Here is a 14,385-nt window from a genome sequence, read left to right as displayed (position 1 = left end):
CATGGCAACCTTCATTTCACCGATACTGGAGGCCCTGTTCCGGCACGCCCGCCAAGCGCCGGAAAGCACCGCTCTGCTGTGCGGCGATCGGCGCTGGAGCTATCGTCGCCTGGCCGATCGCGCCTGCATGATGGCGGCGGCGCTGCGACATGCCGGGTTAAAGCAGCAGGCCGTGCTGCTCAACCTGCAGAAAGGGCCCGACGCCGTCGCCGCCATGTACGCATGTTGGCTGAGCGGCAACCACTATGTCCCTATCGATTTCAGCCAACCGACGGCGCGCATCGAACGCATTATCGCTGCCGCCTCACCCGCGCTGATCGTCGATGAGGGCTGGTTGAGCGCGCTCGATGGCCGCACCGATCTCGATGGCGCCTGGCCGGAAGCGATCGCCGCGCTCGGCTCCCCCCTCGCCGCCATTCTCTATACTTCAGGCTCCACAGGCACCCCGAAAGGGGTGCAAATCACCCATGACATGCTGACGTTTTTCATCGGCTGGGCCGTCAGCGATACACAACTGACGGCGCGCGACGTGCTGGCCAATCATGCCAGTTTCGCCTTTGATCTGAGCACCTTCGATCTGTTCGCCGGCGTTTGCGCCGGCGCCGCGACCTGGATCGTGCGCGAAGATGAACAGAAAGATTGCCAGGCTCTCGTTCGCGGATTGCAAACGCACGGCGTCACTCTGTGGTACAGCGTGCCTTCGATTTTAGCCATGCTGGAAAAGAGCGCGTTGCTGGCGCCATCGACGGTGAAAACGCTGCGCCAGGTCACGTTCGCCGGTGAGCCTTATCCGGCCGCCGCGCTGAGGCGTCTGGTTGCGCATCTGCCGGCCCGGTGCCGCGTCAGCAACTGGTATGGCCCGACGGAAACCAATGTCTGCACCGCCTACGCGCTGGATCGAACGCAGTTGGCGACGCTGGAGCAGATCCCCATCGGCCATCCGTTGCCCGGCTTGACGGCGCAGTTGGTCGATGAACAGGGGCGCCTGCAGCCGATTGACGGTACGCCGGGCCGACGCGGAGAATTGCTGATCGGCGGGCCGTGCGTTACCCCCGGCTACAGCAACGTCGCCTCATCGCGGCAAGCGCAATGGCATCCGCGCCAATGTCACGCGACCGGCGACTGGGTGGAGACGACGGCGAATGGGCTGGTCTACCGCGGCCGGCTGGACGACATGGTGAAAATCAACGGCTACCGGGTGGAATTGGGTGAGATTGAATCGATCCTTCATCACCATCCCTCGGTCAGCCAGGCCGCACTGTATGTCGAGCTCGGCGAGCTGAAGCAAAGACTGATCGCCGTGATCACCCTCCATCCCGGCGCGCTCCGCCCCAACCTGCTGGAGCTCAAGCAGTTCCTGCAGCCCAGGCTGCCCGCCTATATGCTCCCCAGCCAACTGGTGGTCGCCGACAGTCTGCCCACCAATGCCAACGGCAAGGTGGACAGAGGACGTTTGTCCGAGGTGAACGCGCGATGAACCAGGAAATTCATGCCGCGCCGCTGGCGCTGGTCGGCATCGGCTGCGCACTGCCCGGCATCGATCGTATCGATCTGTCCAACGGCGCCGCCTGGCCGGCGCTGTTCGACGCCCCGCCGCCGATGCCGTGGAGCGATGCGGCCGCGCCGATCCGCGGTCGCCAGATCGACGACGCCGCGTTTGATTTCAAAAAATTCGCCATCCCGCCGCTGTTTCGACTGGCGGTCAGCCGCGAGACCCGCCTGGCGCTGCAGGCCGCCTCCGCCGCCATGCAGCATCTGACGTTATCCGACGCGTTGCGCGACCGCTGCGATCAATTTTGCGCCACCCATTTGGGCAGTGATGCGGCCTATCGCAACGCCACCAAAATCGGCGCGCTGCGCAGGCTGGCCGAACGGCTTGACGCTCAGGGGCTCTCACCGGCAGCGGTCATGCGCCGGATTGACGATTACAAACAGCCGCTGGCCCAGGCGTTCGGCAGTTCATCCCACGATCGCGTAGGGGAAATGGCCTCCAGCATTCCCGCGCGCATCGCCCATTTCGCCCGCACGCGCGGTAAATGCCAAACCCTCGACGGCGCCGATCTGGGCGGCCTGCGCTTGCTGCAGTTGGCGCAAGACTGTTTTCGCCATGCCGACAGCCGCATGGCGGTGCTGACCGCCGTACAATGCTTCCACCATCAACCCCAGGCGGACATGCTGTTGGCGCAGGGCGTTTCCTCTTCGGCCTGTTGGCTGGAGGGGGCGATCAGCCTGGTCGTTTGCCCGCTGGACGTCGCTCAGGAACAGGGATGGCCAGCGATAGCGCAATTGTCGACCCTGATCGCCGAACGACAGGATGCCGCGCCGAGCGCCGGCTATTTTGCCGGCGCCAATCAGGTTTTCTGCCATCTCCTCGACATGCTGTTGCAACGGCAACAGACGTGCGCCGGCCACTCGTTCACCGGCTACCGCTGGCGGATTGACGCGGCGTCTCCCCCCTCATTAAAACCGACGGCTTCGCCACGCATCAGCATCATCGACTATCAGCCCATCACCGCGCAGGGGCTGGATAAAGCGCGTTTCTGGCAGGCCTTGCGCAACGGTGAGGACGCCCTGCGCGATCACAGCCCCGAGCAGTTGCACCCCGGCGCCTTCGTGCGACCCACGCCGCAAAAGCTCAGCGCCTACACCGCTCATGCCATGTGCTTCCCAACGCACGATCCGGTGCGGCTTGAGCTGACGCGGCCTATGATGCCGGCCAAAAAGCAGCGCCTCGACGTCACACAACTGCACGCCCTCAACGGCTGCGCGGCGTGGCCCGACAGCCTGCGACGCTTTGAACGCATCGCCATTATCGTCGCCAGCAACCTGTCTTTGAGCGCCGATCGACAACAGGCCATGAGCGCGCTGTGGCCGGCATTGCCTTCCGCCGACGTCCCCCTTTCGCCACCGCCCCAACCCGCGATCAACCGCTGGAGCTGGCATGGCGCCTGCGGCCTCGGCACCGCGCAGCTGTTGGCGCAACAGCTCGGCGTCGAGGCGGACTGCTACGCGGTCGAGGCGGCCTGCGCCAGTTCGCTGGCCGCCTTGCACAATGCGGTCAGGGCGTTACAGGCCGGCCGCTACGATGCGGTGCTCGTCGGCGGCATAGAAACGGCGACGCTCGAACGCGATATGGTGCTGTGCAGCGCGCAAATGATGCTTTCCGCTTCGCGTATGCGACCTTTCGCCCGACAAGCCGACGGTTTTACTCCCGGCGACGGTGGCGGCTTCTTCATTCTGACCGGCCAGGCGACATCGCGGGCCATCGCCACCATCGAAGCGATATCGGGATCTTGCGACAGCTATTCCATGACCGCGCCCGATCCCGAGGGCCAGGCGTTGGCAATCGAAAAAACCCAGAGCCTGAGCGCCGTCGAAGCGCGCCAGATACAGTATCTCGAAGCGCACGGCACCGGCACCGAACTGGGCGATCGGGCAGAAGTCGCGTCATTGCATCAGGGGTATCACCGCGCCGCACGCGCCCCTTTGTACATCGGTTCGGTGAAGTACAACTTCGGCCACTGTTTCGCCGGCGCCGGTGCGCTCAGCCTGTGTAAAGTGCTGAGCGCTTTCGAACACGGTCAAATCCCGCCCACGCCGGTGGCGACATTGAATGCCGAACTGCCGCTGGCGGCGATCCCGGCCGAAATCCCACAAATCGCGCTCGACTGGCCACAGGGTGAAGACGGGCGTCGGGCGGCGATCAACGGCTTTGGCACCGGTGGCATCAATTACCATTTGCTTATCCATCAACCCATTTAAAAAGGCCGCCCAGATGCACATTATCGTCCATAAGATTCGGCTAAAAGACATCGCCCACCGCGCCGCGTTTCGCGACTGGGTGGAGACGACCGATTACCAGGCTTGCCGCCACCTCGATGCGGTACGCGCCTTCGATGTCATCGAAGTCAGCCCTTCGGCGGAGGCGCCGTTTCACTTTATCGAAATCATTCAGCTGAACTCGCTGAAAATGTTCGAGCGCGAGATGCAAACCCCGCTGTTTCAAAGCCTGGTTGAACGCTTTAATCAGTTGGCGGAAGTCGTTGACGAAATCAGCGGAGAACGCATCGCCGATGGTTATCGAGCTTAGCGTGGCGCCACGTATCGTCATCGCGCTGGGCGGCTCCCACCGCTGCGCCGCCGTTCGGGGATTGCGGCATCTGTCGGCGGTGAAAAACCACGCGCGGGCACAGGCCATCGCGCTGCTGAACCGGACATGGTGCCGGGGGGACGCGACCGGCTTTACGCTGCGCCATGAGGCGAGTGGACAACCGTTCGGCGAACACCTCCTGCTGGGACGCCGCCACGTTTCTCTCAGCCATTCGCATGCCTGGTACGCCAGCGCCACCGGCGATATCCCGCTCGGCATCGATCTGCAGCATTATCGCCCCTTCTCCGGCGCGGCGCTGCGCTGGGCCTTTGGCGAGGCGGAACAGCGATTGGGACGCATACAGGCCTGCGCCGTCTGGGCCATTCGCGAAGCATTTTTAAAAAGCCACGGCCGCGGCCTGCCCTACGAATTGCGGACGATCGGCATCGACTGGCACACCGGGTTGGTCTCAAGCGCCGACGGCAGTTTGGCGAGCAGACGCTTCTGGCTGTGGCGCAGCCTGGACTGGGCATGCGCACTCTGCTTTCCGGCGGAGGAGAGCATGTCGTTCAGAGCGAACGTTACCGTATTTTCCCTGCCCGCCCCTTCCGCTTTCGGAGCCTTATCATGACCCAAGACCTTTTCGCCGCGGCGCTGCAACAGGCCGTGGACATCGCGCGGCAGGCGCCCTCTTCACACAACTGCCAACCCTGGTCTCTCCACTATAACGCCGCCGCCCGATGTGGCCGGTTGGCTATCGACCGCCGTCGCGCCTTGCAGAGCCTGCCTTCGCTGGAACGCGAGATGCTGATGAGCTGCGGGATTTTCTTCGAGTACCTCAGCGCGCTGCTCAACTGTGCAGGCTCGCCTCTCGCCTGGCGTTGGGAGCATGGCCCCACGCATTTACTGAGCTTTGCCCCCGCCGCGCCTGCCGCGCCCGATCGCGCCGCCCATCGCCAATTGGCGCAGCTGATCGGCGAGCGGCATACCGCACGAGCGGCCTATCAGCCTACGCCAATCAATGAAGCGCAGCGGATGCAGCTGCAGACCCTGTTCGACGGAACGGCGAGTTCGCTCAGTATCGCAGGTGACGAACGCGCTCGCCGTCGGGTCGCGCAGCTCACCGCTCGTCACGCCGCGCTCGATTTCTCGGATCGCCAAGCCTGGCGCGAAACCTATCAATACATCCGCTTCAACGAACGGCAGCCTACCGACGACGGTTTTCACCTGCACCACCTGTTTGGCCCGGTATCCCCAGCATTCAAGCGCTTCTTCCAAGTGGCGTTTCATCCTCGCTTAAGCCGGCTGGCGACCGGGCTGCGCTTGCCGGCTTATATGGCGCAAGGGCTGGCGCAACGCGTCGCGGAAGGCCCGCAATACCTGGCGCTGTGTCTGAACGACGAAAGTGCCGAGCACCTGTTCGCCACCGGCATGCGGCTTGGACGTCTGTGGCTCACGCTGCAACACTGGGGTTGGGGATTGCATCCGATCAGCGTTCTGGTGCAACACGCCGAGGCGCGTCGCGAGCTCGCAGCAACCCTGGCGCTCAGCGCTCCCCCGGTGTTTTTTGCCCGCTTCGGCCACCTGCAACAATGGGGCAGCGCAGCACCCAGACGCAGCTGGCAAAGCATTTTGACCGCGCCGCCATCCGGCGAATGCGCGCCCCCGGGGAACGATTTCCCCTAATCCGCTGAGGAGAACACAATGAACGTATGGATTGCTTTGGCCGCTGTTTTGTTGATCCTTGCCCTGCTGGCGTTTATTACCAGCCGCGGCGCTCAGGACACTCGCCCGATGTTTCTGTGGGGGTTCAACGCCATGGGGCCGGTTACCCTGGTCTATTGCTATTTCGGCGAGGGCGATCTGAGCCACAAAGCCCTGATCCTTGTCATGGTCGGCCTGTACCTGCTGCGCATGAACATCGTGCTGACACGTTGGTACGGCAACACCGCCGCGGCCAAACTCAAGGACGTGATGCCCACGCAGCAGGTGCCATGGCTGGCGGTGATGATGGTCATGATCTTCGGCGGCCTGTACTGCCTGCCCTTCTACTGGGCCAGCCAGCTGCAGGGGCCGTGGGGCGCGCTGCAATGGCTGGCCATTGGGGTCTACCTGATAGGCACGCTGTTCCACTTCGGCAGCGATTATCAAAAACGGCGCTTCAAACAGGATCCGAACAATAAAGGCCGGCTGCTGAACAGTGGCTTTTGGGGGTTGGCGCGCCATCCGAATTATTTCGGCGACTTTCTTATTTTCGTCAGCTTCGGGCTGCTTGCCGGCAACCTGTTTGGCCTGATCGCACCGCTGACTAACCTGGTGCAGTATTTCGCCGACGCCATTCCCAAAAGCGAGAAAATGGCAGAGAAGCGCTACGGTGAGGTTTGGCGCAACTATAAACGTCAGGTTAAATGTTTCATTCCTTTCGTGCTGTAACCCCAACGCGGCAGCGCGGTTCGGGCAAGCCGACCGCGCTGCCGCCGATAAAACACCTTGTTATACAACACAAAACGACCGTCACGCCCGCGCAAGTAAAAACCGCCTTGACCTTACCCTTGCTGGAAGGTTTAAGCTCCCTTCTTAGTGAAAACAGGTCAGGCGGTTAACCTTTAAACACCGCCCTTAAGCAAGGAGTCCAATCATGTCACACACCACTATGCTGGCATTGCAGGGGCTGTCCTGCATGAACTGCGCGCAGCGGGTGAAAAAAGCCCTGGAAAGTCGCAGCGATGTCGAACAGGCCGAGGTTAACGTCCAATACGCCAAAGTGACCGGCGAAGCGCCGGACAGCGCATTGATCGACAGCGTGATCGCCGCCGGTTATCAGGCCGAAGTCGCGCCGCACGCCGATACCGAACTGCAGCTGACCGGCCTGAGCTGCATGCACTGCGTCGGCACCACCCGCAAGGCGCTGGAAGCGGTGCCGGGCGTGTTCGCCGCCGAGGTCGAGATCGACAGCGCGAAAGTGTACGGCGATGCCGATCCGCAGGCGCTGATCGCCGCAGTAGAACACGCCGGTTATCACGCCAGCGTGGCGGGTGCCGTCGTCCCAAAAACTGAGCCGTTGACTGACGCAACACCTTCGTTGCCGGACGTTCAGCCAGCGGCGCAACCTTCCCTTCCGGCAACCGACAGCGCGGACGACAGCGTACAGCTGCTGCTCAGCGGCATGACCTGCGCCAGCTGCGTCAATAAAGTGCAGCAGGCGCTGCAAAGCGTCCCCGGCGTGGAGCACGCCCGCGTCAACCTGGCGGAGCGCAGCGCGCTGGTGACCGGCGCCGCCGATGCGCAAGCGCTGGTGGCGGCGGTGGAAAAAGCCGGCTACGGCGCCGAGATGATCCAGGACGAAACCGAACGTCGCGAACGCCAGCAGCAGACCGCTCGCGCCAACATGAAGCGCTTTAGCTGGCAGGCGGCGCTCGGTCTGGCGCTGGGGATCCCGCTGATGGCCTGGGGGCTGTTCGGCGGCAGCATGACGCTGACGCCGGAAACCCAGCGCCCCTGGCTGCTGGTCGGCGTCATCACCCTGGCGGTGATGGTGTTCGCCGGCGGACACTTCTACCGCAACGCCTGGCGCGCGCTGATGAACGGCAGCGCCACCATGGATACTCTGGTGGCGCTCGGCACCGGCGCCGCCTGGCTTTACTCGATCGCCGTCAACGTTTGGCCCGATTTCTTCCCGATGGCGGCGCGCCACCTCTATTACGAGGCCAGCGCGATGATCATCGGTTTGATCAACCTCGGCCATGCGCTGGAGCAGCGCGCTCGCCAGCGTTCTTCACAGGCGCTGGAGCGGCTGCTGGATCTGACGCCGCCCACCGCCCGGCTGGTGACCGACGACGGTGAGCGCGATATCCCGCTGGCGGAGGTGCAGCTCGGCATGACGCTGCGGCTGACTACCGGCGATCGCGTGCCGGTCGACGGTGAAATCGTACAGGGCGAAGTCTGGCTCGATGAAGCGATGCTGACCGGCGAAGCGGTGCCGCAGCAGAAAGGCGCCGGCGATACGGTACATGCCGGGACGGTGGTCGACGACGGCAGCGTGCTGTTCCGCGCCGCCGCCATCGGCAGCCAAACCACGCTGGCGCGCATCATCAAACTGGTGCGTCAGGCGCAGAGCAGCAAACCGGCGATTGGCCAACTGGCTGACCGCGTCTCGGCGGTGTTCGTGCCAGCGGTAGTGGCTATCGCCCTGTTCAGCGCGGCGATATGGTACTTCTTTGGCCCGCAACCGCAGCTGGTCTATACGCTGGTGATCGCCACCACGGTGCTGATCATCGCCTGCCCGTGCGCATTGGGTCTGGCGACGCCGATGTCGATCATCTCCGGCGTCGGCCGCGCGGCGGAGTTCGGCGTGCTGGTGCGCGACGCCGACGCCCTGCAGCAGGCCAGCCAACTGGACACCCTGGTGTTCGACAAAACCGGCACCCTGACCGAAGGGAAACCGCAGGTGGTGGAGATCCTGACCTTCAATCAGGTCAGCGAACAGCAGGCGATCGGCTGGGCCGCCGCGCTGGAACAAGGCTCCAACCACCCGCTGGCGCGCGCCATCATGGAACGCGCCGCCGGGCAAACGCTGCCGCAGGTCGCGCAGTTCCGCACCCTGCGCGGCGCCGGCGTCAGCGGGGAGATCAACGGCGTGCAGGTGCTGCTGGGCAACGCCGCGCTGCTGGAACAGCATCAGGTCGCGACCGCCGAACTGGATGCGCCGATGCGCGCCCAGGCCGAACGCGGCGTAACGCCGGTGCTGCTGGCCGTGGACGGTAAACCGGCCGCGCTGTTCGCCATTCGCGATCCGCTGCGCGAGGACAGCGTCGCGGCGCTGCAGCGCCTGCACCAGCAGGGGTATCAGTTGGTGATGCTGACCGGCGACAACCCGGTAACCGCCAACGCCATCGCCAAAGAGGCCGGTATCGATCGGGTGATTGCCGGCGTGCTGCCGGACGGCAAAGCGGCGGCGATCAAACAGTTGCAGGCGCAGGGCCAGCGCGTGGCGATGGTCGGCGACGGCATCAACGACGCCCCGGCGCTGGCGCAGGCCGACGTGGGCATCGCGATGGGCGGCGGCAGCGACATCGCCATCGAGACCGCCGCCATCACCCTGATGCGCCACAGCCTGCACGGCGTAGCGGATGCGGTGGAGCTGTCGAAGGCCACGCTGCGCAACATGAAGCAGAACCTGTTCGGCGCCTTTATCTACAATACGCTGGGCATTCCGATCGCCGCCGGCGTGCTCTACCCGCTGACCGGCACGCTGCTCAGCCCGGTGGTGGCGGGCGCGGCGATGGCGCTGTCGTCCATTACCGTGGTCAGCAACGCCAACCGGTTGCTGCGTTTTAAACCGCAGAAGTGATCGCCGGGGCGCCGTCATGGCGCCCCGCTGTTTTCCGGGCTTTCCTGCGCGGCGGATAGCGTTTAGCATGAATAACGATTTCCCCTCGCCTTTCATGCTGAAACGCGCACCCGTTATTCAGGAGCCACGCCGTATGGGTCAACTGTTACGCCGCCTCGCCGCCTTTCTCGGCCTGATCTCGCCCAAGCGTTACGCTTATCCGGCGTTGGACATCACCCTGCCTGGCGATCGTCGGCTGCATCTGGTGGGCAGCATCCATATGGGCACCGTCGATATGTCGCCGTTGCCGCCCCGGCTGGCCGCCCGGCTGCAGCAGGCCGACGCGCTGATCGTCGAAGCCGATATCACCGACTCCGCCTCCCCTTTCGACCACGCCGAGCTGCAGCCGGAGCTGGAACAGCGCCTGTCCGCCGAAGAATATCAACGGTTGCTGGCGCTGTGCCATGAGCTGGGCGCCGACCCGCACGCCTTCGCTACCCTGCCCGGCTGGCAGGTGGCGCTGATGATGCAGGCGCGCCAGGCTCAGCGTTTGGGGCTGCGCGCGGAATATGGCGTGGACTATCAGCTGCTGCAGGCCGCCCGGGCGCAGGACAAACCGGTGATCGAGCTGGAAGGCGCGCAGCAGCAGCTGGCGATGCTGGAACAATTGCCGGAGGGCGGCATTGCGCTGCTGCGCGATACGCTGGAGCACTGGCATACCAACGCGCGGCTGCTGCAAACCATGGTGAGCTGGTGGCTGGACGCCAAACCGCGCGGTACGCTGGACACGCTGCCCGCCACCTTCAGCGCCGGGCTGTATGACGTGCTGATGCATCAGCGCAATCGCGACTGGCGGCATCAGCTGGAGGCGCTGCCTGCCGGTGACTATGTGGTGGCGGTTGGCGCATTGCACCTGTACGGCGAGGATAACCTGCCGGCGATGCTGCAGCCGCAGGGGTAAAAAAGAGGCCAATATCGCTATTGGCCAGTCAAAGAGGAATTTCTTGTATTCTAGTTATACGCATAGCAACCGTGTTAACGGTTACAGTAAACAGGGTAGCAACCCGGTGAATATCTTGGCAACCCGCTTTATGTAACAGCCGCTCAGGTTGCCGGGCAGGTTGGATTTTTGTATTTTTAAGGCTGGTTATCACCCTTTCCCCGCCGGGGACATTTTGGACAACACATCATGACGCCCGCAGTCGTTCTGCTTGAGAAACAAAAGGTCGCCTTCACCCTCCATCCTTATCACCACGACAGCGACGAAACCAACTTCGGCGACGAGGCGGTGAGAAAGCTGGGGCTGGATGCCGATCGGGTTTACAAAACCTTGCTGGTGGCGCTGAACGGCGACGCCAAACACCTGGCGGTGGCAGTCACCCCGGTCGCGACCCAGTTGGACCTGAAGAAGGTCGCCCGCGCGCTCGGCGCCAAAAAGGCCGAGATGGCCGATCCGCAGTTGGCGCAGCGCGTCACCGGTTATCTGGTGGGCGGCATCAGCCCGCTGGGGCAGAAAAAACGGCTGCCGACGGTGATCGACAGCCCGGCGCAAGCGTTCGCTACCATCTACGTTTCCGGCGGCAAACGCGGGCTGGACATCGAACTGGCCGCCGCCGATCTGTGCCGCCTGCTGGCCGGCAGCTTCGCCGACATCGCCAAACGCGACTGACGCCGCGCGCTCAGCGGCACACCACCGTGGCGTCACAGGCCGCCAGCGTCTCCACCAGGCGGTCCTCCAGCGCCTTCACCTGCGCGCCGGGCACCAGATAGTTATTGCTGATGATGGCGAATGCCAGCGGCCGCCCGGTCGCCGAATCGACATAGCCGCTGAGCGACGATACGCCGGTCATGGAACCGCTCTTGGCGTGGGCGCGCCCCGCCGCCGCGCTGTTCACCATGCGGCTTTGCAGCGTGCCGCCCACCAGCAACCCCGGCTCGCCCGCGACGGGCAAGGCGTGATACCAGTCGGCAAACCACGGCTGTTTTCTGGCCGCCAGCAGCAGCGTCGTCAGCTGTTGCGGCGTGATCTGGTTCATGCGCGACAGCCCGGAACCGTCCACCTGGCGATACGCGTCGGCCGCGACGCCCTGGCTTTGCACAAATCCGTTTATCGCCTGAAGGCCGGCGGCCCAATCCCCTTTACCCTGCGTCTTGCGGCCCATCGCCTTGGTCAATATCTCGCCGTAGCCGTTATTGGAGACTTTCAGGAAGGTGACGACCAGGCGGGAGAGCGGCGGCGAGGTTTTTTCCGCCAGCAGCTGTGCGCCGGCCGGCGTCACGCCCTCTTCAACCTTGCCGCGCAGGGTGATGCCGTGCGCGCGCAGAGCATGTTGCAATAAAGCGCCGACGACAAGGGACGGTTGATCGACGGTAATCAATCGCGAGCTGGCCTCCGCCTGCGCGGCGATGGTGCCGCTGACCACGATCCGGTTGCTGCCCGGCCGGCGCTCGTACGTCAGCGCGGTGTCACTACCGGTGGTGGTGCGGTTGACCAGCGTCACCGCGTCATTGGCGGGATAGAAGCTCACCCGTCCCGGCGCGCCGGCGCGGGCGCCCGGCCGCACCGCCACCTGCACCACGTTGATATCGCCGCCGGGAGTAAAGGCGTAGTTCAGCGCCGAGATCGGCGCAGCGAAGGCGAAAGGTTCATCGTCCCAGCTCCAACCGGCGCCGAAAGGCGTCTGATCGAAGGCGCCGGCATCCAGCAACAACCGCCCCTGTATATGACGGATGCCGCGCTGTGCCAGCGCTGCGGCGAAGGTGTCGAGATCGTCCGGATGCAGCGTCGGGTCACCGCTGCCCTGCAGATAGAGATCCCCTTGCAGGGTGTCGCCGCGCTGTTTACCGGCGGTCAACAGCCGGGTTTCAAAGCGGTAATCGGCCCCCAGCACGCCGAACGCCGCCAGAGAGGTGAACATCTTCATGTTGGAAGCCGGCGCCAAACGCTGATCCGCGTGCGCCTGATACAGCACCTTGCCACTCTCGGCATCGCGCACCATCACGCCGCTCGACGCCCCAACCAGCGCCTTGTCCTGGCCGATGGCCGCCAGCGCCTGGCTGAGGGTTTGTTCGTGACGTTGGCCGGATGACGAACACCCCGCCAGCGCCACGATGGCGGGCAGCAGCCAGCCTGCGGTTTTCAACATGTCATCTTCCTATTTGCGTTATCAAAACCAAATTGTCGCTCAGGCTATCATTGGAAGGCGGCGGCGGCGACTTTTGCATGCGTTTGGGGCGGGGTTTTCGGCGGGAAAACAGGCGGCCCGCCCATGGGGCAGGCCGCTGCGGTGGCGATTAGCGATACACGATTTCGCCCTTCGGTTCGTAAGCCGCCGCATCCAGCGGCGAGTGTTTCTCGATGTATTGCTTCAGCACCTCGGCGTCGATAAAGCCGGTGTTGACGTAGCTCGGCAGCCCGTCCAGCTTCGGATAGCCGTCGCCGCCCAGCGCGTTGAAGTTCAGCGTCGCCATGCGGTAAGTTTTATCCGCCTGCAGCGGCTGGCCGTTGATCTTCACCTCGCTGACGCCCTTGCCGTCCGCCACCAGGCTGACGTTGGCGAACTGGGCGTAGGCGCCAGAATCCGGCTTCATGTTGGCCACCACCGCCAGATACTCCTCAACCTCGCTGCCTTTCATATCGACATGCACCAGGGTGTTGCCGAACGGCTGCACCTTGAGCACATTCTTGTAGGTGATATCACCGCTTTCAATCGAATCGCGCACCCCGCCGCCGCTCATCACGGCGAAGTCGGCGTCGGCGCGCTCCCTCTGCGCGGCCAGCATCACCCGCGCCAGGTTGGTCTGCACGAAGCGCACCTTGCTGCGGTCGCCTTCAAGCTTGCCGTTGACGCTGCCGATCTTCACTTCCAGCTGCGCCTTGCCCTTATCCTGGAACGGCGTCAGCAGCTTCATCATGGCCGGATCTTCCGCAATCTGCCGGGTGTAGTACACCCGCTCGCTGGTGCCGTCCGCTTTCTCCACTTTCTTCTTCAGGTTCACCGGGATCAGCTGATAATGCACCAGCTTCAGCTCGCCGTTGCGGAATTCGAAATCGGCGCGCCCCACGTATTTGCCCCACTCGTGCGCCTGCACGATCCAGGTGCCGTTCTGGCGATCCGGCGAGCACGGCGTGCCCGGCACATAATCCGCCTGTTTGCGGTTGTCGCCGGCCATGCACACCGGATCCTGCGAGTGGCCGCCGACGATCATGTCGAGATATCCGGCCGGCAGGCTGCGCGCCATCTCTACGTCGCCCGGCGCGTTAGAGCCGTGTTCGCCGTTGTCATAGTGCCCCATGTGGGTGGCGGCGATAATCACGTCCGGCTTCTCGTCCTTACGCAGTTGCTCCACCACCTGCTTCGCCTCCTGCGCCGGCACGCGGAACTCCATGTCGGTGAAGTACTCCGGGTTGCCTATCTTGGCGGTATCGTCGGTCGTCAGGCCGATCACCGCGATCTTGATGCCCTGCTTGTCGAACAGGGCGTAAGGCTTGAACAGGCGCTGGCCGGTGCTTTTCTGGTAGATGTTGGCGGACAGCAGCGGGAAGGTCGCCCACTTCTCTTGCTGGCGCAGCACGCTCAGCGGGTTGTCGAATTCGTGGTTACCGATCGCCATCGCGTCGTAACCCACCAGGTTCATGCCGCGGAAGTCCGGCTCGGCGTCCTGCAGATCCGATTCCGGCACGCCGGTATTGATATCGCCGCCGGACAACAACAGCAGGCTGCCACCCTGCGCCGCCACTTCCTGACGAATGCCGTCCACCAGCGTTTTCTGCGCGCCCAGGCCATATTCGCCGTGATCGTTCTGCCAGAAGTGACCGTGATGATCGTTGGTGTGCAGAATGGTGATGGCGTAGGTCTTATCCTTTTCCCAGGCACTGGCGGCCCCCGACAGCAACGTCAGGGAAACGGCCAACGCGCATGCGGTGGTTTTCAGCGAAAAACGCATGGCGGATCTCCGTGTATTA

The 14,385-nt window shown here is 63.8% G+C and carries 11 protein-coding genes; 9 read left to right on the top strand and 2 right to left on the bottom strand.

Translation table 11 applies throughout. From position 1 onward, the window contains the following. Position 1 precedes the first annotated feature (1 nt). The 9 genes from GT753_RS00850 to ybaK all read left to right on the top strand — a co-directional run bounded on the left by GT753_RS00850 (position 2) and on the right by ybaK (position 11,088). Positions 2 to 1,477 (top strand): D-alanine--poly(phosphoribitol) ligase, encoded by a 1,476-nt coding sequence (locus tag GT753_RS00850; RefSeq protein ID WP_226882938.1) that lies wholly within the window; start codon positions 2 to 4, stop codon positions 1,475 to 1,477. Further along, positions 1,474 to 3,762 carry a polyketide synthase gene (locus tag GT753_RS00845; protein WP_160125155.1) on the top strand — a complete coding sequence of 763 codons (2,289 nt, stop codon included), beginning with the start codon at positions 1,474 to 1,476 and terminating at the stop codon, positions 3,760 to 3,762. The genes GT753_RS00850 and GT753_RS00845 overlap by 4 nt, the downstream gene beginning before the upstream one ends. Positions 3,763 to 3,775: 13 nt before the next feature. Continuing rightward, entirely contained in the window at positions 3,776 to 4,090 is a 315-nt protein-coding gene (locus tag GT753_RS00840; RefSeq protein ID WP_004940233.1) for a RedY-like protein, read from the top strand. Continuing rightward, on the top strand, positions 4,074 to 4,721 hold the full coding sequence (locus GT753_RS00835; RefSeq protein ID WP_049188601.1) for a 4'-phosphopantetheinyl transferase superfamily protein: 648 nt from the start codon (positions 4,074 to 4,076) through the stop codon (positions 4,719 to 4,721). Before GT753_RS00840 ends, GT753_RS00835 begins: the two co-directional genes overlap by 17 nt. Next, positions 4,718 to 5,776: a hypothetical protein gene (locus GT753_RS00830; protein WP_021504655.1), complete on the top strand. Its 1,059-nt coding sequence runs from the start codon at positions 4,718 to 4,720 to the stop codon at positions 5,774 to 5,776. Before GT753_RS00835 ends, GT753_RS00830 begins: the two co-directional genes overlap by 4 nt. A gap of 18 nt (positions 5,777 to 5,794) precedes the next feature. Continuing rightward, positions 5,795 to 6,523 (top strand): DUF1295 domain-containing protein, encoded by a 729-nt coding sequence (locus GT753_RS00825; protein ID WP_021504656.1) that lies wholly within the window; start codon positions 5,795 to 5,797, stop codon positions 6,521 to 6,523. 205 nt (positions 6,524 to 6,728) lie between these two features. Further along, positions 6,729 to 9,440, top strand: coding sequence for a copper-exporting P-type ATPase CopA (gene copA, locus GT753_RS00820; RefSeq protein ID WP_160125154.1), 2,712 nt, complete (start codon positions 6,729 to 6,731; stop codon positions 9,438 to 9,440). A 133-nt stretch (positions 9,441 to 9,573) separates the two neighbouring features. Continuing rightward, positions 9,574 to 10,380: a TraB/GumN family protein gene (locus GT753_RS00815; RefSeq protein ID WP_015376874.1), complete on the top strand. Its 807-nt coding sequence runs from the start codon at positions 9,574 to 9,576 to the stop codon at positions 10,378 to 10,380. A 228-nt stretch (positions 10,381 to 10,608) separates the two neighbouring features. Next, complete coding sequence (gene ybaK, locus GT753_RS00810) at positions 10,609 to 11,088, top strand: Cys-tRNA(Pro)/Cys-tRNA(Cys) deacylase YbaK (RefSeq protein ID WP_004940240.1); 480 nt, start codon at positions 10,609 to 10,611, stop codon at positions 11,086 to 11,088. A gap of 10 nt (positions 11,089 to 11,098) precedes the next feature. On the opposite strand, the gene dacB is transcribed toward ybaK, so the two are convergent. Beyond that, a complete protein-coding gene (dacB, locus tag GT753_RS00805) occupies positions 11,099 to 12,565 on the bottom strand; it encodes a D-alanyl-D-alanine carboxypeptidase/D-alanyl-D-alanine-endopeptidase (RefSeq protein WP_075685303.1) in 1,467 nt (488 codons plus the stop codon). Positions 12,566 to 12,713: 148 nt separating this feature from the next. Next, positions 12,714 to 14,366, bottom strand: coding sequence for a bifunctional UDP-sugar hydrolase/5'-nucleotidase UshA (ushA, locus tag GT753_RS00800; protein WP_160125153.1), 1,653 nt, complete (start codon positions 14,364 to 14,366; stop codon positions 12,714 to 12,716). Between the last annotated feature and the right edge of the window lie 19 nt (positions 14,367 to 14,385).

The sequence above is a fragment of the Serratia sp. Z4 genome, from assembly GCF_009900725.1.
Classification (GTDB): Bacteria; Pseudomonadota; Gammaproteobacteria; order Enterobacterales; family Enterobacteriaceae; genus Serratia; species Serratia nematodiphila.
This window is presented reverse-complemented; position numbering and strand designations above follow the sequence as displayed.

What these genes read in the sequence shown, in the direction of transcription:
- GT753_RS00835 (WP_049188601.1), top strand. Translation starts at nt 4,074, where the DNA reads ATGGTTATCGAGCTTAGCGTGGCGCCACGTATCGTCATCGCGCTGGGC.
- dacB (WP_075685303.1), bottom strand. Translation starts at nt 12,565, where the DNA reads ATGTTGAAAACCGCAGGCTGGCTGCTGCCCGCCATCGTGGCGCTGGCG.
- GT753_RS00825 (WP_021504656.1), top strand. Translation starts at nt 5,795, where the DNA reads ATGAACGTATGGATTGCTTTGGCCGCTGTTTTGTTGATCCTTGCCCTG.
- ybaK (WP_004940240.1), top strand. Translation starts at nt 10,609, where the DNA reads ATGACGCCCGCAGTCGTTCTGCTTGAGAAACAAAAGGTCGCCTTCACC.
- GT753_RS00840 (WP_004940233.1), top strand. Translation starts at nt 3,776, where the DNA reads ATGCACATTATCGTCCATAAGATTCGGCTAAAAGACATCGCCCACCGC.
- GT753_RS00850 (WP_226882938.1), top strand. Translation starts at nt 2, where the DNA reads ATGGCAACCTTCATTTCACCGATACTGGAGGCCCTGTTCCGGCACGCC.
- copA (WP_160125154.1), top strand. Translation starts at nt 6,729, where the DNA reads ATGTCACACACCACTATGCTGGCATTGCAGGGGCTGTCCTGCATGAAC.
- GT753_RS00830 (WP_021504655.1), top strand. Translation starts at nt 4,718, where the DNA reads ATGACCCAAGACCTTTTCGCCGCGGCGCTGCAACAGGCCGTGGACATC.
- GT753_RS00815 (WP_015376874.1), top strand. Translation starts at nt 9,574, where the DNA reads ATGGGTCAACTGTTACGCCGCCTCGCCGCCTTTCTCGGCCTGATCTCG.
- GT753_RS00845 (WP_160125155.1), top strand. Translation starts at nt 1,474, where the DNA reads ATGAACCAGGAAATTCATGCCGCGCCGCTGGCGCTGGTCGGCATCGGC.
- ushA (WP_160125153.1), bottom strand. Translation starts at nt 14,366, where the DNA reads ATGCGTTTTTCGCTGAAAACCACCGCATGCGCGTTGGCCGTTTCCCTG.